General features: G+C 60.4%; 21 protein-coding genes and 1 pseudogene. 4 read left to right on the plus strand and 18 right to left on the minus strand.

Translation table 11 applies throughout. The features are described from left to right. Positions 1–84: 84 nt before the first annotated feature. The 3 genes and pseudogenes from GTW23_RS23575 to GTW23_RS19470 form a co-directional block, all read right to left on the minus strand. A pseudogene (locus tag GTW23_RS23575) lies at positions 85–525 on the minus strand (ATP-binding cassette domain-containing protein); the annotation flags it as partial. A 160-nt stretch (positions 526–685) separates the two neighbouring features. Beyond that, the gene (locus GTW23_RS19465; RefSeq protein WP_252917040.1) at positions 686–1,708 is read right to left on the minus strand and encodes a BMP family lipoprotein; all 1,023 of its coding nucleotides are present in this window, start codon (positions 1,706–1,708) and stop codon (positions 686–688) included. 1 nt (position 1,709) lies between these two features. Continuing rightward, positions 1,710–2,516 carry a GntR family transcriptional regulator gene (locus GTW23_RS19470; protein ID WP_252917042.1) on the minus strand — a complete coding sequence of 269 codons (807 nt, stop codon included), beginning with the start codon at positions 2,514–2,516 and terminating at the stop codon, positions 1,710–1,712. 475 nt (positions 2,517–2,991) lie between these two features. Between GTW23_RS19470 and GTW23_RS19475 the strand changes: the two genes are divergently transcribed. The 3 genes from GTW23_RS19475 (at position 2,992) to GTW23_RS19485 (ending at position 5,280) form a co-directional block, all read left to right on the plus strand. Continuing rightward, a complete protein-coding gene (locus GTW23_RS19475) occupies positions 2,992–3,483 on the plus strand; it encodes an Lrp/AsnC family transcriptional regulator (protein ID WP_252917044.1) in 492 nt (163 codons plus the stop codon). Positions 3,484–3,644: 161 nt separating this feature from the next. Further along, the gene (locus GTW23_RS19480) at positions 3,645–4,805 is read left to right on the plus strand and encodes a glycine cleavage T C-terminal barrel domain-containing protein (protein WP_252917046.1); all 1,161 of its coding nucleotides are present in this window, start codon (positions 3,645–3,647) and stop codon (positions 4,803–4,805) included. 25 nt (positions 4,806–4,830) lie between these two features. Further along, positions 4,831–5,280 carry an OsmC family protein gene (locus GTW23_RS19485; RefSeq protein WP_152009759.1) on the plus strand — a complete coding sequence of 150 codons (450 nt, stop codon included), beginning with the start codon at positions 4,831–4,833 and terminating at the stop codon, positions 5,278–5,280. A gap of 284 nt (positions 5,281–5,564) precedes the next feature. On the opposite strand, the gene GTW23_RS19490 is transcribed toward GTW23_RS19485, so the two are convergent. The 8 genes from GTW23_RS19490 to GTW23_RS19525 form a co-directional block, all read right to left on the minus strand. Next, entirely contained in the window at positions 5,565–6,446 is an 882-nt protein-coding gene (locus GTW23_RS19490) for an intradiol ring-cleavage dioxygenase (RefSeq protein ID WP_252917048.1), read from the minus strand. 11 nt (positions 6,447–6,457) lie between these two features. Continuing rightward, entirely contained in the window at positions 6,458–8,242 is a 1,785-nt protein-coding gene (locus GTW23_RS19495; protein ID WP_252917049.1) for an FAD-dependent oxidoreductase, read from the minus strand. A gap of 3 nt (positions 8,243–8,245) precedes the next feature. Further along, entirely contained in the window at positions 8,246–9,346 is a 1,101-nt protein-coding gene (locus GTW23_RS19500; protein WP_252917051.1) for a branched-chain amino acid ABC transporter permease, read from the minus strand. Positions 9,347–9,348: 2 nt separating this feature from the next. Then, the gene (locus GTW23_RS19505) at positions 9,349–10,212 is read right to left on the minus strand and encodes a branched-chain amino acid ABC transporter permease (RefSeq protein WP_252917053.1); all 864 of its coding nucleotides are present in this window, start codon (positions 10,210–10,212) and stop codon (positions 9,349–9,351) included. Further along, positions 10,209–10,919, minus strand: coding sequence for an ABC transporter ATP-binding protein (locus GTW23_RS19510; RefSeq protein ID WP_252917055.1), 711 nt, complete (start codon positions 10,917–10,919; stop codon positions 10,209–10,211). Before GTW23_RS19510 ends, GTW23_RS19505 begins: the two co-directional genes overlap by 4 nt. Continuing rightward, positions 10,916–11,635, minus strand: coding sequence for an ABC transporter ATP-binding protein (locus tag GTW23_RS19515; RefSeq protein WP_252917057.1), 720 nt, complete (start codon positions 11,633–11,635; stop codon positions 10,916–10,918). Before GTW23_RS19515 ends, GTW23_RS19510 begins: the two co-directional genes overlap by 4 nt. An 85-nt stretch (positions 11,636–11,720) precedes the next feature. Next, entirely contained in the window at positions 11,721–12,995 is a 1,275-nt protein-coding gene (locus tag GTW23_RS19520) for an ABC transporter substrate-binding protein (RefSeq protein WP_252917059.1), read from the minus strand. Positions 12,996–13,029: 34 nt separating this feature from the next. Beyond that, entirely contained in the window at positions 13,030–14,103 is a 1,074-nt protein-coding gene (locus tag GTW23_RS19525) for a maleylacetate reductase (protein WP_252917061.1), read from the minus strand. Between the two features lie 111 nt (positions 14,104–14,214). On the opposite strand from GTW23_RS19525, the gene GTW23_RS19530 reads away from it, so the two are divergent. Further along, positions 14,215–15,165 carry a LysR family transcriptional regulator gene (locus GTW23_RS19530; RefSeq protein WP_152009768.1) on the plus strand — a complete coding sequence of 317 codons (951 nt, stop codon included), beginning with the start codon at positions 14,215–14,217 and terminating at the stop codon, positions 15,163–15,165. Positions 15,166–15,232: 67 nt separating this feature from the next. Here the strand turns inward: GTW23_RS19530 and GTW23_RS19535 are convergent, their stop codons facing one another. The 7 genes from GTW23_RS19535 to GTW23_RS19565 form a co-directional block, all read right to left on the minus strand. Then, the gene (locus GTW23_RS19535) at positions 15,233–16,264 is read right to left on the minus strand and encodes an ABC transporter ATP-binding protein (RefSeq protein ID WP_252917063.1); all 1,032 of its coding nucleotides are present in this window, start codon (positions 16,262–16,264) and stop codon (positions 15,233–15,235) included. Continuing rightward, positions 16,261–17,250, minus strand: coding sequence for an ABC transporter ATP-binding protein (locus GTW23_RS19540; RefSeq protein WP_152009770.1), 990 nt, complete (start codon positions 17,248–17,250; stop codon positions 16,261–16,263). The genes GTW23_RS19535 and GTW23_RS19540 overlap by 4 nt, the downstream gene beginning before the upstream one ends. Positions 17,251–17,258: 8 nt before the next feature. Then, positions 17,259–18,173 carry an ABC transporter permease gene (locus tag GTW23_RS19545; protein WP_152009771.1) on the minus strand — a complete coding sequence of 305 codons (915 nt, stop codon included), beginning with the start codon at positions 18,171–18,173 and terminating at the stop codon, positions 17,259–17,261. A gap of 9 nt (positions 18,174–18,182) precedes the next feature. Beyond that, a complete protein-coding gene (locus GTW23_RS19550; protein WP_152009772.1) occupies positions 18,183–19,166 on the minus strand; it encodes an ABC transporter permease in 984 nt (327 codons plus the stop codon). A 70-nt stretch (positions 19,167–19,236) separates the two neighbouring features. Next, positions 19,237–20,829, minus strand: coding sequence for an ABC transporter substrate-binding protein (locus GTW23_RS19555; RefSeq protein ID WP_252917065.1), 1,593 nt, complete (start codon positions 20,827–20,829; stop codon positions 19,237–19,239). Positions 20,830–21,265: 436 nt separating this feature from the next. Then, positions 21,266–22,360 (minus strand): ChaN family lipoprotein, encoded by a 1,095-nt coding sequence (locus tag GTW23_RS19560; RefSeq protein ID WP_252917067.1) that lies wholly within the window; start codon positions 22,358–22,360, stop codon positions 21,266–21,268. After that, a complete protein-coding gene (locus GTW23_RS19565) occupies positions 22,361–23,347 on the minus strand; it encodes an FAD-binding domain-containing protein (protein WP_252917068.1) in 987 nt (328 codons plus the stop codon). It abuts the gene before it with no gap. Positions 23,348–23,617: the final 270 nt, after the last annotated feature.

Here is a 23,617-nt window from a genome sequence, read left to right on the forward strand (position 1 = left end):
GATTGCCGTTCCGTCCTCACGAATTCGCCGGACCAGGTCAAAGAGCTCGTTGACCTGCTGCGGTGCAAGCACAGCGGTAGGCTCATCAAGGATCAGAATCCTGGATCCGCGACGCAGCAGCCGGATGATTTCGACGAACTGTTGAATGTGAACCGGGGCTGCGCCCGCGCGCCGATGCCAGTCGACCTCAATGCCGATGCGTTCGGCCAGTCCCCTGCCCTGCGCCTCGGCCGATTGCCAGTCAATCAGTGCAAAGGCGCCGCGCCCCCATCGCAACGGCTCGTCGCCGAGAACCAGGTTCTCCAGCAGGCTCAAATCGGGGGCGAGCATGAACTCCTGGTGAACCATGCCGATGCCTTCAGCCAGTGCATCTGCCGGACCGGCAAAGCTCACGTCGCGGTCCATCACTGTCACATGGCCGCTGTCGGGGCGCTCAATACCCTGAAGCACGCGCATCAGCGTCGACTTTCCAGCACCGTTTTCCCCAACGACGGCATGGATCTCGCCCGGCCCCACCGACAATGAAATACCCTGGTTTGCCAGTACCGATCCGTAGCTCTTGCGGATTTCGGTGGCGCCGAGCGCAATCCTGGTCATGACATACTCACAACAATCCAATTCTTGTGCGGCGGGCCGGAAACGGCCCGCCGCGTTTTGCAGATGATCAAACCGGGGAAGCCAGATTTTAGTTGTAGAAGTCCGGGTAACCTTGTGAGGACACGTCCCAGACTTCTATGTCACCTGCAATGATGCCCGCCTTGGCAGCTTCAACAGCTTCAAGGTATTCGGCCGGGATGATATCCTTGGTGAACTCCATCTCCGTCAGGCCAACGCCATTTTCCGGCAGACCAAACTTCAGGGTCTCGCCGCCCGGGAACTTGTCGGCCGCATAGGCCTTGATCAGCTCCTCGGTGGCGACATCCACACGCTTGACCATCGATGTGAGAACGTGCCCTGGCGCCAGACCGTCCTGATTGGTGTCGACGCCGATGGCGTAGTGACCGGAGGCTTCAGCTGCGGCGATGACGCCCAGCCCGGTACCGCCTGCGACATGATAGACGATATCGGCACCGCCTTCGAACATGGCATTGGCCATCTGCTCACCCTTCGTCGGATCACCAAAGCTTTCGGCATAGCCAACCTTGACCTCGATATCGGGATTGACGGATTTCGCACCCTGAATGAAGCCGACCACGAACTTGTCGATACCGGGGCTCTTGACGGCCGGGATCACGCCCAGGATCGGTTCGGGATTGATCCCCTCAACGCCTTCTGTCGTGGTCATCTTTGCCGCCAGAACGCCGGCAAGATAGGAGCCCTGATGCTCGCCAAACAGAACCGATGCGATGTTGTCGCCGGCACGGACCTGGTTGAAGATGGCCCAGGACGTATCGGGATAATCGGGGGCCAGCCCTTCCATCGGCTCGCCGTGCGCATATTCGAGGCTCAAAACGAGGCCGAAGTTCGAATCTGCTGCGCGGCGCATGATTTCCTCGCCCTGCGCCACCACGTCATTGGATTCGATCGCCCGGCCTTCGAGCCCGGTTTCGGCAATACCGGCTTCAAAGCCGGCATTGGCGGTGTCATTCCATGAGCCGTCGCCCAGCCCGCCCTGCGCAACAATCATTGCAACCGGCGCATCGGCGGCAATACCCGGAACAGCAAGAAGGGAAAGCGCAACCCCTGCCAGAAGCTTCTTGAATATCATTTCAGTTCTCCTTTTGGTCTTTGTTGTTTGAGTTGTCGGTCACAACACGAAGCCGGTGCGGCACCTCATGAGCCGTACCCCGCACCAGTTCCAGATCGTAGGTGTAGTAATCAGCCTGATAGACGGCCTCGGCAGCTTCGATCAGCTGTCCCTGGTGGTCGTAACTCTGCCGGATCACCACCATCAGCGCCGAAGGGCACGGGATGTTGAGCATCTCGGCTTCATCTGCCGTGGCAAGCCGCGCAGAGACATGTTCCGAACCGCGACCGATCGCGATCCCGGCATCCTCAAAAGCGGCATACAGCGACGCGTCGCCCTTGAGCAGTTGACCGAGTCTTTCGGCCGAGAGCTGTTCAAGGACCCGCTCAGGAATGAAAGAGCGATGGATTGATGCCGCCACCCTGTCCACGAAACGCAGACGGGTCAGCAGCATGGATGGCTCGTGCGACCCGTAAGCCCGAGCCTCTTCCTTGTTGGCGCGCCCGTAGGACAGCACCTTCTGTGAACTCGTCCGGCCCTGTTCTGAAACCGTCTCGGTAAACGACATCAGGCGCGAAGATCGCCGGTGCAGCGCCGGAACCGCCACGAAACTGCCGGCCCCCTGGCGCTTGATCACGATGCCTTCGGCAACAAGAGTATCAATTGCCTTGACCACAGTGCCCCGGCTCATTCCGAACCGCTTGGCCAGCTCCGCTTCGGTCGGCAATTGCCCGCCCGGCGGGTATTCTCCGGCGACGATGGCCTCTCGAAGGGCCTCGGCGAGGATCCGGTAACGGGGATTGGAAACAGGTTGCTCTTTGGTTGCCATGCCCCAACTATCGACATGAAAATTTGATTAGTCAAGTTACCAAATTTGCGTATTTGACTGTGCTTTACGTTTCCGACCTGACGCGCCGCTTCGCAACTCAACATCGAAGGAAGCGTCAGAACCCCGGTTTTTTGTGCTGAACAAGCGAAGGAGGAGATGGAACCCGTTGCGGCGCCTGGACCAAGGCATTGGCTCACGATCTTGGTCTCGGCTCCCCAAAGCAGCCAACCGATGGAGTGACACCGGACTTTCAGGAGATACCTGCGACGTGGCTGCGTGGATGCATGAACACGCAGAACCATCATTTCCAGTGAACCCGAAACACGCCCGGCAGGCGGTGGCCGACGCGGTTGTTCCAGACGGTGTCGCAAAACCGGGGGCAAGCTCAGCGCGCATGACCTAAAAAGACTTCTACACGGAAGACTGAAGCTTGCTGTTTCCATGGCACGAGAATGTGCGGCGAAAGTTTGAGCTCATGAAAAAATTTGGTCTTGATAGCACCGATATCCGCATCCTCAGTGCCATCCAGCAGCATGGACAGTTAAGCAAGACCAAACTTGCCGAGATTGCCAACATCTCGGCGACACCCTGCTGGGCCCGCCTGGATCGGCTGAAGGCTGCCGGGTTCATCCGCGGATTTCATGCGGATATCGCACTGGAGCAGATCGCCAGTTTTACCCAGGTTGTCGTCACCGTCTCACTGGCCCATCACCGAAAAGTGGATTTCGACCGCTTCGAAGCCTTTATCAGGACGCTTGACGAGATCACTGATTGCGTCGCGACAGGCGGCGGCATGGACTATGTGATGGAAGTCATCACCCCTGATCTGATCTCATTTCAGGCCTTGATGGAGGGCCTGCTGACAGCCGACCTGGGGATTGACCGCTACATGACCTACATCGCGACTCGGCGCATCAAATCAAGCAAGCCGAACCTTGCTAAACTCGTCGCCAAGGGGCGCTACTGATCCATCCGACCAATCAGCCCATTGGCTGCCAGAAGAACAGTCTGTCTAGACTTCGCCTCGCCTGTTTTCAGTCCACATTCATGCCTCGACCGTGACTAGATATCCGACAGAATTCCAGCACCACCAGGCCAGTCGGCCATCGAAAAGCAAGGTCGAAGACAATGATGACAGCAGACGATTTCGGGTTCGGCACGCAGATCCGCAAGTCCCCCTATTTCGACGCCACCGTGCGGTGGGGCGCAAAGGGGTTCTCGGTCTACAACCACATGTACATTCCGCGCGACTTCGGCGATCCGGAACAGAACTTCTGGAACCTCGTGAACGACGCCATCCTCTGCGATGTGGCAGTTGAGCGCCAGGTGGAAATCACCGGACCGGATGCGGCAAGATTCGTCCAGATGCTGACCTCGCGGGATCTTTCCAAGATGGCAGTGGGGCAGTGCAAATACATCCTGATCACGAATGCCGATGGCGGCCTGCTGAATGATCCGATCCTGCTACGCCTGGGCGAAAACCATTTCTGGATCTCTCTGGCGGACAGCGACATCCTGCTCTGGGCTCAAGGCGTCGCGGTCCATGCCGGCCTTGATGTCACAATCGATGAGCCTGATGTGTCGCCGCTGCAATTGCAGGGACCGAAGTCGGGCCTGATCATGCAGGCGCTGTTCGGCGGCGGCATCATGGATCTGAAGTACTACTGGCTGCGCGAGGTCGAGCTTGACGGGATACCCTTGCTGGTGTCGCGCACCGGTTGGTCCAGTGAACTGGGCTATGAGATCTACCTGCGCGACAGTGCTTATGGTGACGCGTTGTGGGAAAGGATCATGGCTGCGGGAGCACCTTTCGGCCTGAAGCCCGGGCACACATCCTCCATTCGGCGGATCGAGGGCGGAATGCTGTCCTACCATGCGGACGCGGACAACAAGACCAACCCGTTCGAGCTCGGACTGGACCGGCTGGTGAACCTGGACATGGAGGCTGATTTCATTGGCAAGGCCGCCCTTCGCCGCATCAAGGCTGAGGGCGTGACCCGCAAACAGATCGGCCTGGTCATCGAAGGCAGCCCCCTGAATGGCCCGAACACCTCATACTGGCCGATCAGGAAGAATGGCGTGACCATTGGCAAGGTCACATCCGCGATCTATTCGCCGCGCCTGCAGCAAAACATCGCGCTTGCCATCGTCGGGACCGAACATGCCGTTCTGGGCGCCCAGTTCGACGTTGTTAACAGGACAGGGCTTGTCAACGAGGCCGGAACGGAACGTGCCGTCGTCGTGGAGCGCCCCTTCTACGACCCGCAGAAGCGAATCGCCGCAGCCTGAGCAGATACCAGACGAAGAGATGACCATGTCCGACCTTGCAATTGAACTGCACTGGCATCGAACAGAAGCCGTTCTGGAGCCGGGCAAATATACGGCGGAGCATGTGGTCCGCTATGGCGAGACCCACGAGGTCAGCGTCGACGCCGCCCCCGATTGGGGCGGCAGGCCGGAGAACACCAATCCCGAGCAGGCTCTCGCGTCGGCCCTGTCCAGCTGCCACATGATGACATTCCTGGCCCTGTCCGCCAAAGCGGGTTGGCCGGTGGCAACCTATCATGACTACGCCGAGGCCCATCTTGGCAGGAACGCCAAAGGCCAGATGTCAGTCACGCGGATCGACCTGCACCCGGTGGTTCGCTTTGACACCGGCTTCGAGGTTGATGCGGTTGCCTTGGCGGAAATGCAGGACCGGGCGCACCGCTATTGCTTCATCGCCAACACATTGGCGGACAGCGTTGAAATCAACATTCTGTAAATCCCGGAAAAGGGTCATCAGGATTGCCCCTTGCCGCTTGGTGGCCTGCAAGACCACAATCTTGAAACATGAAATGTCGTCCGTGTAGCGCGGCAACCGCTCCATCGATTCGCTCAGTTGAACAGGCAGAAAACAAGCGTGAAGCAGGGCCATTGCCCGACTGGTACAGATGCGCCATTCCATGTCTCAAGAGATACAAAGGGTTATGCGCGAACCCAGCACCCGGAACATCCGTTCTTTCACCGCCCCAACCTGGGCACCTGGGCACCTTCTCTGCCGTCCGGTCAGGTTTTTGGGACCAGCACGAAATCGTGCACCACTTCGAAGTAGGGTCCCTCCATCCCGGCCGCCTTGATCCTTTCGGCGTCTTCCACCCAGTCGAACCTGGCGAGCAGGCTTTGCTTCACCCCGAAGACAGCGTCTGAATTGATGTAGCGATCGTCTGGATCGAAAATGTGCGTCACCAGCGTCTCGTAGCCCTCGGCTTCGAGAATGTAGTGCAGATGCGCCGGGCGGTAGGGGTGGCGGCCGAGCTTGCCCAGCAGTTGCCCCACCGGTCCATCGTCGGGAATCGGGTAGTATTTCGGCTTCACGCCCCTGAAGTGATAGCTCCCATCCGGGCCGGTACGGAACACCCCGCGCAGGTTGAAGTCGGGCTGAATGCCCTTTTGCTGAACGTCGTAAAAACCCTCGTCATTGGCCTGCCAGACATCGATCTTGGCGTGATCGATCGGCTTGCCGTCGGTGCCGGTGATGCGTCCCCTGACCAGCATCGGATCGCCTTTCTGATCGAGGCAGATATTGGCGCCCATCGGCAGTTCGGGGGCATCGGCGACATGGAACGGGCCGAGCACGGTGGATTCCGACGCGCCGGTCGGCTTGCGGTTGTTGATGGCGTCAACCAGCATCGAGACGCCCAGGACATCGGACAGCAGGATGTATTCCTGCCGCCAGTCATTGCACATCTGACCTGTTTTGGTGAGGAACATGATCGCCTCAAACCACTCTTCCTGGGTCGGTTCGATTTCCTTGACCGCCGCATGGAGGTGCCTCGTGATCACCTCCATCACTTCCGCCAGCCGCTCATTCTTCGCCTTGGCATTGCGGCTGATCACCACGTCGGCCGAGTTTTCTTCGGTGAAGAACCCCTGTTCGTGCGTTTCCATGTCCATCCTCCTTACTGGGCCGCCTGCCGGGCGGCGGTCGCATCCCGATGCAGGATCGCGGCAAGTACGCGTGTCAGGTCAGCCTCGGGGTTGTCTGACAGTTCCTCGGCGCGCCAGGCGACATGCTGGTCCGGACGGACCAGGACACAACCGCCCTCTCCCACTTCTCGTGCACGGGCCCAGTCGCCATGGTGATCGACGATATCGCGGCGCGGCCCGATGACATGGGCGACCAGCTCCATACCCAACGCCTTTGCCACCTTTTGGGCAGCCGATGCCCAGGCTTCACCACTGAGACCGGTCAGCAACGTAAAGCGGCCCTTTCCGACCAGATCCAGCGTCGAGTGCCTGGCGCCATTGCGGTCAAACAGCCAGGCATGGGGCAGCCGGGCACCGGGCCAGGTGGTCGGCTGGTAGTGCAGTTCGGCATCGAGCTCGTAGGCCGGCTCCATCTGGCCGTCGGTCACCACCGCGCCGGACTTGTAGCGCTGGTTCATTTCGACACCGTGGGCATCGAACTCGTATTTCTTGAAGGCGATCGCCTCGCGGATTGCCGCACGCTGCCGCTCGGCATCGCCGCCCGCGTCGCAGCGCTTGTCCATGTTGGCCTGCATCACTTCCGGATCGGTCGACTCGGTCAGGCCCAGCGCCTCGAAGATCGGGCCGAACTCGCCGATCGACTGATTGGCGCGGGTGACGATCTGTTTCGCCACCGGCGCGCGCTCCTGGCTGTAGGTTTCAAGCAGGCCCTCGCCTGCCTCGCCCTTGAGAACCGCGGCAAGCTTCCAGGCGATATTGAAGCTGTCCTGGATCGAGGTGTTGGAGCCAAGGCCATTGGATGGCGGATGCCGGTGAGCTGCGTCGCCCATGATGAAGACCCGGCCCGACTGCATATGGGTCGCGTACATGTTGTTGACCGTCCAGGTCGACACGGAGGTGATCTCGGGCTCCAGCGACTGATCGCCAACCAGGTCGCGCACCACCTTTGTGGCAAAGGCGTTGTCGACCACCGGTTCCGGACCGTTGATGTCGTAGCCCCAGACGATGAGCCATTCGTTCCAGGGCCGGATCATCCGTACCAGCCCCATGCCGATGCCGCCGACATCGGCTCCGGGCTGGACAACCCAGTAGAGAACCGAGGGGCGATGGGCGACATATTTGCTCAGGTCCGCCTTGAAGATGATGTTCATCGAGCCGCCGACGCCCATCTGTCCTTCGAACGGCAGCTTTTCCAGTTCGGCCACCCTGGAATTGCCGCCATCGGCGCCGAGCAGGTATTTGGACCGTATGGTGATCTCCTTGCCGGTCAGGCGATCGAGGCAGGTGGTGGTCACGCCCTCCGCATCCTGTTCATGGCGCAGATACTCCATCGACATCCGTGCCTGCGTGCCGCGCGAGCAGGCGGTCTTGAAGAGGAGCGGCTCCATGAAGGTCTGTGGCAGGTCGTTCATCATCGTCGGCGAGGAAAGCTGGTGTTCGGCCTTGGACAGCGGATGGTTGCCCCAGCTCTTCATTCGGCCGATCTCTTCACCTGCCAGGCTTTCACAGAACACGTTCTCGCCCATCAGGTCCTGGTGCGAGCAGAACATGTAGGCTTCGTCCTCGACTTCCCGGCCCAGGTCCCGCAGCACCTCCATGGTACGCTGGTTGGTGATGTGGGCACGCGGCGTATTGGCCAGCCAGCGGTAGCGGTTGATCGCCATGTTCTCGACCCCGTAGGTCGACAGCAGGGCTGCAGCCGAAGAGCCCGCAGGGCCGGTGCCAATGATCAGGACGTCGGTTTGAATATCAGCCATGATCTATTCCTCCTTCGATGATGGTAATGTGTCGGTCACGTGTCCGCCGGTCAGCCGCCCGCCGGTCAGACGACGGCGCACGGGAAACAGTTCGATGCCGGTGCGGTCGGAAAACAGGCCCCAGAGCCCGCGCGGGGCAAACAGCATGATGGTAATGCCGATGACGCCGAGCGCCATCAGATACCAGCTGCCGAAATCTGCCAGCAGCGACTGCAGTATGAAGAACACCAGCACGCCCAGAATCGGACCTTCGATGGTGCCGATGCCGCCGATGACGACGATGAAGATGACATAGGCGGTCCAGTCCTGCAGCGAGAATGCCGCGTCCGGTGAGATCCGCGCTTTCTGCATGTAGATCAGCCCGCCGGCCAGGCCGGTGCCGAAGGCCGAGACCAGAAACACCGTCCATTTCATGCGGACTGCATCGACACCAACGGATTTGGCCGCTTCGATGTTGTCGCGCACGGCGGCCAGTCCCAGACCGCGCTTGGTCCTGAGCAGCCAGTAGATTCCGGCGATGGTGGCGACAGCCAGAAGCACCGCGAGCCAGTAGGCGAGAATGTCGCGCGCGGCTGCATTGCGCACACCAAACAGGGTTTCGATCGCCCCGGTAAACCACATGTCGCCGGTGGCCGATCGCGGCAAGGAGGTTCCGGTGCCGCCGCCGACGGCTTTCCACTGTGCCACCAGAAGCCGCACCACCTCGGCGATCACCCAGGTGCCGATGGCGAAATAGGCACCCTGCAGCCGGAAGGCGAAAAACGCGGTGGGTATGGCGAGCAGCAGGGCTGCAACACCGGCAATCAGGATCGAGGGAACGGGGTCAAACCCCATGAGGATGACCACGCCGAACATCGCATAGGCGCCGATACCGACGAAAGCCTGCTGGCCGACAGAGACCAGTCCGCCATAGCCCGCAAGCAGGTTCCAGAACTGTGCCAGCACCAGCATGGTGAGGATGAAGAACATGTCCTGGATCAGGCTGCGCGAGGCAAAGGCCGGCAGGGCAACTGCCACGAGGACGAGGAGAAGCGCCACGATCGCCGAAATGGATGACGCCCGGGTCCGGGTCTGGACGGAGTAATCGAGCTTGGCGTTTGTCATGATCAATCCACCGCTCTCGGGAACAGGCCGCGGGGACGCACAAGCAGAACGATCAGGAAGGCCAGGTGCCCGGCGAGGATCTGCCATTCGGGATTGATCGCAGCACCTACGGTCTGCGCGACACCGATGATCACGCCGCCCGCAAGCGTGCCCCAGAGCGAGCCGAGCCCTCCGATGATGACGGCCTCGAAGGCGTAGATCAGGCGCGCCGGGCCGATGCTCGGATCGAAGTTCGAGCGCATGCCGAGATAGAGCGCCGCTATGGTGACGATGATCATGGCAATGCCCGTGGCCTTGGCAAAAATGCCGGCCGGCTTGATGCCCATCAGGCTGGCCGTCGTCGGGTCATCGGAGGTCGCGCGGAAGGCGCGCCCGAGCGATGTGCGGTAGAACAGCTGGTTGAGCCCGATGATCACGACGAGCGCCGAGCCAAAGGTCATGAGCGGCATGACGCCCAGGTTCAGCCCCGCAACTTGGATCGAGGCTGTGGAAAGCGGGCCCGCCTGGATGCGCTGGCTGTCAGCTGAGAAGCCTTCCAGAAGCGCATTCTGCAACACCACCGATAGACCGAAGGTGACCAGCAGCGGCGGCAGAATATCGTCGCCCAGCACGCGGTTGAGCATGAATTTCTGCAAGCCGAATCCGAGAGCGAACATGAAAGGCATGGCAACCGCCGCGGCAACGAAGGGTGACAGACCGGTCAGCGTAACCAGCAGCAAGATCAGATAGGCGCCAAGCACGATCAGGTCGCCATGGGCGAGATTGACCAGCCGCATGATGCCGAAGACAAGCGACAGACCGGCAGCAAACAGCGCGTAAAGCCCGCCAAGCAGGATGCCCTGGATGATGGTATCGACCCAGATCATGCGGCGGCTCCGAAATAGGCATTGTGGATCGCCTCCCGGCTCAATGCATCGGGGCTGCCCGACAGCGTGATCCGGCCTTCCATCATGCAATAGACCCGGTCGGCCACCGCCATCGCCTGTCCGATGTCCTGCTCGACCACGATCATCGACGCTCCGGATGCGCGGATCTTGGGAACCGCCTTGTAGATGTCCTTGATGATCACTGGCGCCAGCCCGAGCGAAATCTCGTCACACAGCAGAACCCGCGGATTGCTCATCAGCGCGCGGCCGATGGCAACCATCTGCTGCTGCCCGCCCGAAAGCGCGGTGCCGGGATTGCTGCGGCGTTCCTTGAGCACGGGGAACAGGTCGTAGACGGTGTCCAGTGACCAGTAGCCGCCGGTGTTGCGGCCATAGGCCCCGATCTGAAGGTTTTCTTCGACACTGAGCGACGGAAACAGCTTGCGGCCCTCCGGCACCATGGCGATGCCCATGGCCATGACCTCGTCGGCGGGGAGGTCACCAATGCCGCGCCCGTCGAAACGGATGCTGTCGGGCCCATTCCTCAAAACTCCGGAGAGCGAGCGCATCAGGGTCGTCTTGCCTGCGCCATTGGCGCCGATGATCGCCACGGTCTCGCCTTCGCCGAGCGTCAGGTCGACGCCGAACAGGGCCTGGAAATCCCCGTAGCGGGCTGTCAGGTCCCTGGTTTCAAGAAGTGCGGTCATATCTCGATCCCCAGGTAGATTTCCCGGACCTCCCTGGAGTCCATGATCGCGGCGGGATCGTCAATGCCGATGACCTTGCCGAAATCGAGAACCAGCAGCCGCTCGACCACCGAATTGAGGGCGTGCAGCACATGCTCGATCCAGATGATGGTGACACCCTCCGCGTGGATTGCCTTGATGGTCTCGATCAGCGACTGGCACTCGGCGTCGGTAAGCCCACCGGCGATCTCGTCCAGAAGCAACAGCTTTGGATCGGTCGCCATGGCCCGGGCCAGTTCCAGCCGTTTGCGTTCAAGCAGCGACAGACCACCCGCTGGCGCGTTGGCCTTCGAAATCAGCTCGGTTCGCTCCAGGATGACGGCGCATGTATGAGCGACCTCCGCTTCGCTTTTGTCGCGTCCGAATGTGCCCGCCACCAGCAGGTTCTCGTAGACCGTGAGCTTCGAAAAGGGTTGCGGGATCTGAAACGACCGGCCAACGCCCGACACGCAACGCTGCCTTGCAGGTGTCCGGGTGACATCACGGCCAAGGAACTCAATCGTTCCGCTGTCGGCACTTATGTTGCCGGTGATCAGATTGAACAGCGTCGACTTGCCCGCACCATTGGGCCCGATGATGCCCAGCGCCATGCCTTCCGGCACCTCGAAGCTGACATCGTCCGTCACCTTCAGGGCGCCAAAGCTTTTCGACACGTTTTTGAGGGCAAGAATGGTCATTGCAACCCGCTGTTGGAGGCCGGATCAGTTTAATGGATTGTGGCGGGCACCCGGACGGCTGGTGAACCGGGTGCCTGTCGCCGGATCAGCCGATCGGCTGCATGGTGCCACCCGTCGGGATCGACGGCTGGTCGGAATTGTCGACGATAACGAGGTCGTAGCCGCCGCCGTCTTTCAAGCGCCACTGACCGCCTACCAGCGGCGTCTTGCAGATGTTCCTGGCTGCAAACGGCGGCAGGCCCTTGCCGTCAAAGGCGATCGGTCCGACGATGGTTGCAAGGTTCGAGGCGGCGATGGCTTCCGCCACCGCGTCGCCATCGCCGGCATCGCTGACCCGGCCCATAACGTCGGTCGCCAGTTCGAACAGGGCGTGCACAAAGCCGATCGGCTGGGTCCACTGCTTGCCGGTCGCCTGCGTGTAGGCAGCCGCCACTTCACCGGCGCTGAGCCCGTTGAGCGAAGACTTGAAGGGATGGCTCGGCGACCACCAGACTTCCGAGGAGAGATTGTTGCCCGCATCCCCCAGCGCCTCGACGGCCTGCGGGAACAGGATCGCCTTGCCGATGGAAGCGGCCTTGGGATTGAAACCCTGCTGCTTGGCCTGGTTCCAGAAGGTGGTGAAATCAGGCGGGATCGGAACGCCGGTGACGATCTCGACATTGCCCTGCTTGAAGGCATTGATCTGGGCGGAGAAATCGTCGGTCAGGTTCTGGTAGCGGCCCGGATCGACCAGACCGTAGCCGAGCTTGTCGAGCACCGGCGGGAAGCCGACATTCGGATCGCCCCAGGCATTGCCGTCTCCGTCGTTGGGGAACAGGCCGCCGACCTGCTTGTTGGTTTCGAGCTGGCCCCACATGGCGGTGAAAACCGAGATCACGTCTTCCAGACCCCAGAAGAAGTGATAGGCATAATCGAACGGCTGCCAGCTGTCCGGCGCGCCGGGATTGCCCTGCTGGCCGATAAACCAGGGCTGCCAGGGCGCTACAGTCGAGATCACCGGAATGCCTTCGGCTTCGGCGGTGGTGGCGACCGGGTTGGTGGTCTCGGGTGTCGAGGCCACGAGGATCATGTCGACTTCATCATCGACGATCAGTTCCTTGGCCACTTCCGCAGCCCTGTTTGGGTTGGACTGGCTGTCCTTGACAATGATCTCGAAATTCCTGGCTGCTTCGGTCGCGCCGAAATTTGACAGGATGAAGCTGTCAGCTTCGGCGAAGGCCGCAAGCGGTCCCGATTGCGGGCTCACATAGCCGAGCTTGATCTTCGCGCCCTGTGCGATGGCCGGTGCGGCAAGGCCACCTGCGGCGATGGTCAGGCCGGTGGCAGCGGATGTCTTCAAGAGTGTGCGGCGAGTAATCATGGCTTCCTCCCAGTGATTGATGAAACAAGTCCGTCTATGCGGCCGGCGGGTCTCCTGCCCAGGCGGCCAGCAACAGCACGTCAATTGCCGGCCGGGTGACCGGTTGCGGATTCCAGTAGGGTTTTCGCGTAGCAAGCTCGGCGGCCTTGGCCACATCATCGCGCTTGAGCCCGAGGTCCCGAAGAGCCATTGGTGCGCCCATGGACCTGGCAAAATCGAACAACGCCCGACCGGGATTTGATCCTCCGAATATCCCGGTGACCGGCGCCAGCAGATCCGGAACCGCGATCGCGTTGTATGCAAGCGCGTGCGGCAGCACCACGGCATGGGTCTCGGCGTGCGGCAGATCGAAGGAACCGCCGAGCGTGTGGCAGAGCTTGTGATGCAGGGCCATGCCGACCTGACCCAGCACCGTGCCGCAGAGCCAGGCGCCGTAGAGTGTTTCGCCACGGGCGTCGAGATCCTCCGGATTCTCGATCACCCTGGGCAGGGCCGCGGCAAAGGCTCTCAACCCCTCGACGGCCAGCATTGTCGACATCGGATTGCGGTTTTCAGCATAAAGCGCCTCGGCTGCGTGGGCCATGGCGTTCAGCGCGCTGTTCACCGTCATCCCGACAGGCAACGTGCGCACCAGCTCGGCATCGTAGAGAATGACTTCCGGCTGGACCTTCGGATCGGTCAAGGTGGTTTTTTCGCCGTTCTCCGTCTGCCCCAGAATCCACGTCGCTTCGCTGCCGGCATAGGTGGTCGGGATGACGATCTGGGGGAGATCGGTGCGGTAGGCGATGGCCTTGCCCAGCCCTGTGGTGGAGCCGCCGCCGAGTGCAACCAGGCAATCGGCATCGACAGAGTGTGCATGCTCCATCGCCTCTTCGGTGACTGCGACCGGCGTGTGCATGGCTGCCCGGGTGAAGACGCCTGCAGCCATCCCCTTCAGGTCGGCCGCCATCTCCATGGCGCCGTCAGCCTGAGGCGGGGTCGACAGGATCAGCGCACGACGACAGCCCAGATGGGTGATCTCGTCGGCAAGCTGATGACGCACGCCCGGGCCGAACCTGACACGGACCGCGGCACTCCTTGCGTCAAAGCTGGTCTGAAAATGCGACATCAATCCTCCCAAGCCCCCTAGCGTCTCCTCAACTCTCGGGGCTCAAGTCTTTCTATCACGCGGCAATGGGTATCTTGATCCAATTGCTGAGAGATTATATAACCTTGAGTTATGAAAATAGATGCGCGCCACCTGGAGATCATCGCCGCCATTGTCGACAATGGCGGTCTGACCGAAGGGGCCGAGGCGCTGGGCAAATCCCAGCCCAGCGTTTCGCGCACAGTCGCAATGCTCGAGGCCCGCGTCGGCGCCCGGTTGTTCGAGAAAAACCGGCGGCCGCTTCAACCCACCGATCTTTGCCAGGCGCTGGCGGTGGAGGGGCGCAAGGTGCTTGCCGCCAACCAGACCGCCTCCGCGCTGGTCAGGCGCTACATCGATGGAAAATCCGGCGTGGTCCGGGTCGGCGGGACGCCGTTCTTCATGGATGGCGTCATTTCAGGCATGATCGCCGAATTCCAGCGCGCCTATCCCGAAATCCGTATCGAACAATCCTATGCCTATGCCGCCGATCTTTCGAGGCAGCTCGACAGCAATGCGCTCGATGTCGCCATCTGCCCGATGGACCCGGCCGCGCTTCCGGAAAAGCTCGAGTTCTCCGCCCTGCTTGATGGCCGGAACGTGATCGCGTGTTCCCCGACCCATCCGCTGGCCGGCAAACCCTCGTTGCGGCTCTCCGAGATCGCTCCCTATCCGTGGATTGCGCCACCGGTCGAAAGCCCGTTGTACCAGGATCTGCGCAGCATTCTGGCGGGCATCGGCATGACCGATTTCAAGGTGAGTTTTTCAGGTGGCACGCTGGCGTCGATCCTCAACATTCTCGCGCGTTCGGACGCGCTCACCGTGCTTCCCTATTCCGTTGTGTTCATGCTGCGCCGGCAACAGGCGCTCGCGGCGCTGCCGATCCGGATCAATCATCCGGAACGGAGCCTGGGACAGATGTGGAGCCCGGCGCAGAGCGATCGCCCGTCGGTGAGACGCTTTCGCCGTTTCATCGACGCAGAGTTCTCGAACCTGCGCACAACCATCATGAAGCACGAGCAGAACAGCCTGTGGCGGCGTTAGTCTGAATGGTCAACGCCGCCTGTCGGGTCGAAGCCCTTCAGACTTCGTGCCGGGCGCGCCCCAACCGTCAGGCCATTTCGGCCGATGGAATTCGCCCCTCTTCAACGCCGTGACAGGCGGCAACACCGGTTCTTGTCTGCGTCCACAGCGGAACTTCACGTTTGCAACGGTCATTGGCAAAGGGGCAGCGCGGATGAAATGTACAGCCCGAGGGCGGGTTGATCGGATTGGGGATCTCGCCTTCCACTTCCTTGCGCTGGCGGCCGGTCATCTCAAGATCGGGAACAGCATCCAGCAGCATGCGCGTATAGGGGTGTTGCGGTGCCTTGAAGAGTTCCTTGCTGTCGGCAATTTCCACAAGCGCGCCCAGGTACAAGACACCAATCCGGTTGGCCATGTGGCGAACGACTGACAGATCATGGCTGATGAAGAGATAGGTAAGGCCCAACTGGTCCTGCAGGTCCCGCATCAGATTGAGGATCTGCGCCTGCACCGACACATCCAGAGCGGAGGTCGGCTCGTCGCAGACAATGAATTCCGGACTGGAGGAGAGCGCCCTGGCAATCGCGATGCGCTGGCGCTGCCCGCCGGAAAACTCATGCGGGAATTTTGACCCGTCGGCGGCAGACAACCCGACCAGACCCAACAGATCATCGACACGGGCTTCGATTTTTGCGCTGTCCTTTTCAACGCCCAGCACGATCATCGGCTCGGCGATGATGTCAGCCACCTTCCAGCGCGGGTTGAGGCTGGCATACGGACTCTGGAAGATCATCTGGAAGCGCTTGCGCAACTCCATCATCCGCTCGGAGCTGTTCATGATCATCGGCTGGCCATCAAACAGGATGGTACCTTCGCTGGGGTCGAGCAAGCCTACGAGCATCTTGGCGACGGTTGATTTGCCGGAACCAGACTCGCCAACCAGCGCAAGGGTCTCGCCCTTGCGGATCTCGAAGGAGACATTGTCGACCGCACGCAGGAATTGCTTGGGCTCTCGCTCAACCACACGGTTCAGCCATGGCTTCGACACATCAAAAATGCGCGTCAGGTTTGAAACCTGAAGGAGCGGGGTCTCGGCGGGCGTGGAGGTCTTGCTCATGTCGCGACCTCATTCGTCGTGGCTTCTTCATAGAGCCAGCAGGCCACCTGACGGTTTTCCACCGGGATCAGTGCGGGACGCTGGACCCTGCACTTGTCGAAGACTTTGTCACAGCGGGGGTTGAAAGGGCAGCCAGGTGGAATATCGGAAAGGCGCGGCATTGACCCGGGTATCTGCACAAGGCGGTCTTCTTCCTGGGCAAGTGTGGGGATGGAGCCCATAAGACCACTTGTGTAGGGATGTTTCGCATTCTGAATGATTTCACGGACCGGGCCGATTTCGGCGATGCGGCCGGAATACATCACGGCTACCCGGTCGGCGGTTTCGGCAATCACGCCCATGTCGTGGGTGATGAGAATGACCGAGGCGCCGTGCTGGGTGCACTGTTCTTTGAGAACATCGATGATCTGCGCCTGAACGGAGACATCGAGCGCGGTGGTCGGTTCATCGGCGATGACGAGTTCTGGTTCCGCCGCAAGCGCCAGCGCAATCACCACGCGCTGGCGCATGCCGCCGGAAAACTGGTGCGGATAATCGTCGATCCGGCGGCTGGCGGCAGGTATCCCGACATCGTCCAGCAGGCCAATGGCACGTTGCCGGGCCTCGCGCTCGGACAGGCGCAAATGGGTTCGTATGGTCTCGATCAACTGATCGGCAATCGTGTAGAGCGGATTGAGCGAGGTGAGCGGATCCTGGAACACCATGCCGATGCGCCGGCCGCGAATGGCGCGCATGTCCTCGGCGCGAAGATTGTCGATGCGCTCGCCCTTCAGGTAGATTTCGCCCGATGCAATATGGCCCGGCGGGTCCAGCAGTCCGATGATGGCCGAACCGGTCAGCGACTTGCCTGCGCCTGATTCACCGACCACGCCCAGAACCTCGCCGGCTGCCAGGTCGAAGCTGACGCCATCGACGGCTGTCAGCGGGCCGTGGCGGGTGGGGAACTCGATGACGAGATCACGAACGGAGAGAAGTGGGGTGGTCATGTCTCCGCCTATTTCAGTTTGGGATTGAGCGCATCGCGCAACCAATCGCCCAGAAGGTTGACCGAAAGCGCCAGCGCCAGCAGCGTCACGGCCGGGTAGAGCAGGATCCAGTATTCGCCGGAGAACAGGAAGCCCTGGCCAATTCGGATCAGCGTGCCCAGCGAGGGCTGGGTCGGCGGCGCACCGACACCAAGAAACGATAGCGTCGCTTCCGCGATGATCGCCAATGCCAGCGAAATGGTTGCGATCACCAGAACGGGTCCCAACGTGTTGGGCAGGATGTGCTTGAGCATGATCGCCATCGGCTTGCGGCCGATGAGCTTTGCCGCCTGCACATATTCCTTGTTGCGTTCGACCAGTGTTGCACCGCGCACGACCCGGGCAAACTGCACCCAGTCGGAAAGGCCAATGGCCAGAATGAGAACCCAGATTGCCACCTCGTTGCGATAGGAAGGTGGCGTTATGCCCTTGGCGATCCCGAAAATCAGCAGCGCAACAAGGATCGCGGGAAAGGTCAGCTGGATATCTGCAATGCGCATGATGATCGTATCGGTGCGCCCACCCGTGTAGCCGGCAATCAGACCAAGCACAGACCCGAGCACCATGGCGAACATGACCGCGGAAAAGCCGACGAACAGAGAAATGCGCAGACCGTAGAGGATGGTCGAGAAGACGTCCCTGCCCTGATCATCGGTGCCGAGCATGAAGGTTTCACCGGTGAACTGGTTGGGTACACCCGGCTGTGAAAAACCGTTCATCAGATTCAGCGAACCGGGATCAAACGGGTTCTGCGGCGCGATCCAGGGCGCAAACAGCGCCGACAACACGAGCAGCGCGGTGACTATGAACGCGATGACGGCGACTGGCGACTTTCTGAACCGGTAGAAGAGATCTGAAGCCAGGAAATTGGAAACCGCTTCCATCAATGCCCCCTAATGCCCACGCGTTGACGCGTCGGCAGAAAGCCGCGGGTCAATGACAAAGTAAAGCAGGTCGACGATCAGGTTGATCAGGACGAACATGACGGAGATCAGCATCAGGTAGGCTGCCATGACAGGAATATCGACAAACTGGATGGCGTTGATGAACAAAAGCCCCACCCCCGGCCACTGGAACACAGTTTCGGTGATGATCGCAAAAGCAATAATGGAGCCGATCTGAAGGCCCGTGACGGTTATCACCGGTACCAGCGTGTTCTTCAGCGCATGACCGAAATTGATGGCGCGCGTGGAAAGTCCCCTGGCCCGGGCGAACTTGATGTAATCGGTGCGCAGCACTTCCAGCATCTCGGAGCGCACCAGACGCATGATCAATGTCATCTGGTAGAGGCCGAGCGTGATGGCGGGCAGAATGATCGCCTTCAGGCCGCTTTCGGTCAGGAAGCCCGTACTCCACCAGCCAATCTTGACTGTCTCACCCCGTCCGAAACTGGGCAGCCAACCCAGCTCCACGGCAAAGATGTAAATCAATAGAATGCCGATCAGGAAGGTGGGCAGGGAGACACCGATCAGCGATGTGGTCATGATGAAATTCGCCATGAAACCATCGCGGCGAATGGCCGTGAACACGCCCAGGCCCACGCCAAAAAGCACGGCAAAGAGGGCTGAAACGCCCGCCAGTTCCAATGTCGCCGGTGCACGCTCTGCAATGATCTCGGAAACCGGTCGCCCCTGCCGGTAACTCACGCCGAGATTGCCCTGCAGCGCATTGCCCAGAAACTTGACGTATTGCACGGCAAACGGGTCGTTCAGACCGAGCTGGTCACGCACACGTTCGATATCCGCCTGGGTGCGCTCCTGGCCAAGCAGGTTTTCCACCGGATCGCCGACAAAACGGAACATGGAAAACGCCACCAATCCGACCATCAGCAGCACGAAGATCGATTGGAGCACGCGGCGGATTACGTAAGCGAGCATGAATCAGCTTTCGAAAACAAGGAATAGAACGGGGGCCTTGGCCCCCGTCCAGCAAACGCTCATGCGCGCATCAATTGAACTTCATGAACTTGAAGTGCGGCTGGTCTTCCGGCTGAACCGGGAAGTCGATGTTGGACTTCATGCCCCAGTTGAGAACCTGGTTGTGGATCGGCAGATAGATCTGCTCGTCCTGAACAACCTGCCAGATCTTGGCGATGGTCTCATTGCGCTTTTCAAGGTCGACCTCCGAACCCAGCGACTGGATCATGGCGTCAACTTCCGGATTGGAAAAGCGCGAGCCGTTCCAGGAACCGCGGTCATCCGTGGTGGAGTGGACCAGGAAGTTGAATACATATTCGGAATCGAAGGTCGGAACACCCCAGCCGAGCAGGTAGAAGTCGGTCTTCTTGCCCGAAATCAGCGGGAAGTGGTTGGCTTTGGTCTGGGCAACCAGATTGGCGGTAATGCCGATCTTGCCCATCATGCCAACGGCCGCCTGGCAGATCGCCTCGTCGTTGATGTAACGGTCGTTCGGGCAATGCATGGTGACTTCGAAACCGTCGCCATATCCTGCTTCCATCATCAGCGCCTTGGCAGCTTCGATGTCAGCCTTCGGATAGGCATCGAGTTCGGATGTCCAGCCATTGACGAACGGAGGCATGATCACGCCGGTCGGGGCGGACTGGCCGCGCATCACCACCTGCTTGATGGCATCACGGTCGATCGCCATGTTCATGGCCTTGCGGACGCGAACATCGGCAAACGGGTTCTTGCCCTCGACATTGTCATTTTCCAGGTCCGCATCGCCTGAATTGATGCCGAAGAAGATGGTGCGGTTCTGCGGCGCATTGCCGACTTTCAGACCATCGGCACCGGCAACCCGGTCAAGATCCTGCACCGGGACATCCTGGATAAGATCGACTTCGCCGGAAAGCAATGCGGCCACACGGGTCGCTGCGTTTTGGATCGGCGTGTAGATGATTTCGGTCACCTCAAGCGGGAACTGACCCTTGCCCCAGTAATCCGGGTTGGCCTTGAGCACCGTCTTGGTGTCCGGCTCGCGGCTTTCGAGCATGAAGGCGCCGGTGCCGTTTGCGTTGCGCACAGCATAGGTTTCCTCGCCATCGTCGAATTCAGCCGGCTTGGTCACATCGTTGGCTTCTGCCCAGCCCTTGTCCATGATGAACAGGTTGGTCAGATTGTTTGGCAGGATCGGGTTCGGGCCTTCCGTTTCCATCTCGACGGTGTAGTCATCGACGGCGCGCACTTCCTTGATGGTAACCAGAAGCTCTTTCATGTCAGAGCTTTCCATCTTGGCGCGGTTGAACGAGAACACCACATCTTCAGCGGTGAAATCTTCGCCGCCGTGGAACTTCACACCTTCACGCAGCTTGAAAACCCAGACATTGGCGTTGCCTTCCTTCACCATCCACTCGGTCGCCAGCGCGGGGATCGGCTTGGCTTCCATGTCCGGCGAGATCAGCGGCTCGTAAATCTGCTGTGAAAGCGCGTGGGTCGGGCCTTCATTCTGTGAATGCGGGTCAAGCGTCAGGCTGTCGCCCGCACGTGCCCAACGAAGTGTTTCCGCAGAGGCGAAGACACTGGTTCCCGCCACCATTGCGGTGGTCAGAAGCAAGCCAAGAATTTTTGACCTTTTTGACATTAATTTCTCCCAGTTTTGATTGTTCTTGTCGTTTTAGATCTGACAAATTTCACCCGACCGAGGACAGACCGCATTGGCCTCCCCAGCCTGATCGCGAAGTTTTGGAGGACTGTGACTATAATCGAACATATGCACATGTCCACACCGGCAAACAATGCCCCTGAAGCCCGCCACCGGCGCGATCCACAGGCACATGAAACCGGCTCCAATCTAGGTTTGAGATTTGGCATTTCAATGCTTTGACACCGCCGTGGACAAAACGGCTCGGTGCGGCGCCATGGCGCGGTTCATGGACTGCGGCCTTAAACAGACTGGCCGCGTGGCAACCATCCCGGAATTCGGTCTCGTCGAGCCGCCAGGGATTGATCGGGTTGCAGCAATGTCTGCCGTGCCCGGCCGTGACGTGAGCTAAGGGCGGCACACCGCTGGCCAACCATCACTCTGTCTTGAAGCGTTCCCGAAGCGCTGCGCACGGGTCTCCCCTGTCTACATGGGTCGTATACCAGGTGTAATCGGCGGCTTGATCGTTGACGGGCGTTTCCCGAGCCGACCGCGCATCAGGCAAGGTCTCGCTCATTGTGATCACGAGAACCCCTTCGGCGCCAGCCTGCTTAAGGTACCACGGGACCCCACGGTTTCTTTCAACATGGCCGTTTCCGGCGATCAGGATCGCCGGGCCCTTGCTTGCCGCTTTCAACATGGCCTCTGCCATGTAGGCGTCACGAAACCTCTGGACAGCCTCCATGGCCGGAAGTGCCTGCGTTGGAAGGAGGTCGCAGTGGGCCTCGGCAATCTCCTGCCGCAAGGCCTCGCTTTGCACCTCCGGCAGCGGCTGATCCAGCTTGAGCGCTGACAAACGGTCTGCGGTCATGCTCGCAAACCCCTCCTCGGCGATCCTGCGGGTTTGCGACCTCGCAGGAAGACCCGGCAGAATCCCCGCCTGCCTGTCAATCGCAGCAGCCGCAACCGGGAGATACAACTCCCAATCCGGCCAGCCGCTTTTGGCCCAATCCAGCGTCTCACCGAGCTTGACCGGGTCGGGGTCGGATTGCGCCAGAAAAGCCTCCAGCGTTTCAGCCTTGCTGGCGTCTATCTGCTCCATCACCACGGACAGGTTTCCCGACAAGGACGCATTGCGGATGATCCAAGCCTGCAGGTGATGGTGTGCGGCATTGTCATGGTTCTCGCCAAGAAGGATGAACCGCGCCTCGCTCACTGCTTGCAAGAGCGCGGAAGGGCTCACAAATGCCTGATCCCGAGATGACCATATCGCGCCGATCAGCTGGTCCGGCGCATGGTCCCCAGTCGTCCAGGTTTGCCACTCGGCACCAGCTTCCGCGTCGGATGCGGGGGCGTGGGATGTCAGCCCGGCCAGCAACATCGCGCTGACGAAGGGGACAACAAGGCGCAGCCGCCATCGGGAGAACCTGCTGGCACGGTTGTTGGCAAGTCTGGGCATGGAGGCGTCCTCACCTGTTCGAGTTCCGGTTCTTCTCATATCGGTGCCCGGTTGGCTGATCTCACGGTACAATCATCCTGGCATTCCAAGTTCATTCAGGATGCGTGGAATCTGTTTCTTCACCTTGAAGAAGCCAGCGGTCGCGTGCGGCCAGGTCCGCACATCCCACTGCCGTTGCCACTCACACAGGGAAATACCTGCGGCATCGAGATGGGTCTGGGCCTGCTTCATCCAGTCACGCAGCGGGCCGACGGGAATGTAGCCCGTCACGATCTGCGAGACATTTGCCTTTGCGGCCCAATCGAGGAGGATCCCGGGATCCCGCGCGGTCAATTCCCGGGCCGGACGTTCCAGCCGTTCAACGGTATCAGCCAACGCCACAACCTCGAATTCACGTACGATGAGGCTGACCGGCAAGCCCGAGCGCAAGTGACTGGCTTCAAGCGTTGCAACTGTCTTGATGTTGAATTCCGACAAAGGCAAAGCCTCGATACCGCAATCCTCCTCCGTGATCAGAAGTGCCGTGGGAAGAGTACGGTCTGGCAGAACCGGCGTCCTGACCGAAGCAACGGGCGGCAGACCATCCGGCTCTTCACCGATCAAAGCGTCGGCAACCGGCGAGAGCACGCCCTCCGGCAGGACAAAACGCTGATCCGTGAATCTTGCGATGTTCCAGGCTTCGGCCCGATAGGTCTTGCCCCGGGTATGCAACCCGGCGACCCAGCGCCAACTCAACGTGTTGGACGCCGGGTCTCCGTCGATCAGGTTCCGGAGGAAAAAGTCTGCGCCCAGACGCCACGGCAACTGGAGAGTGAATATCCAGATCGACGCAAACCACATTCGCGCGTGATTGTGCAGATATCCGGTTTCCACGAGCTCCCCGACCCAGAAATCGAAACATTCGATCCCCGTGTCGCCTGCCAGTGCGCGATCGTGTTTTTCCCTCAAGGCGGCATCCGCCCCGAGACGGCTCAGATCGTCTTGCAAGCCGTCACGATACAGATCCCAGATGACCGGCCGGCTCTCGAGCCAACCCTTGAAGTAGCTGCGCCAGAACACTTCCTGAACGAATTTCTCCGCACCTTCGAGGCCGTGACTTTCGACAACGGCCGTCACCACCTCCTCTTCGGTGACCAGCCGCCGGCGCAGGTAGGGCGAAAGTTGCGAGACCGAATTGTGCTGGCCTGGTCCCCGATCATGGTTTCGGTCTGATGAATAATGCCGTCCGGCATTTGGCGTGAACGCGGCCAGACGCATCAAGCCCGCCTGCCGTGAAGCCATGAAGTCTGAATCTGCAAACAACTGCCCGCAACTCCTGCCGTAACTCTT

The sequence above is a fragment of the Parahoeflea alexandrii genome, assembly GCF_024105735.1.
Taxonomy (GTDB): Bacteria; Pseudomonadota; Alphaproteobacteria; order Rhizobiales; family Rhizobiaceae; genus Hoeflea; species Hoeflea alexandrii.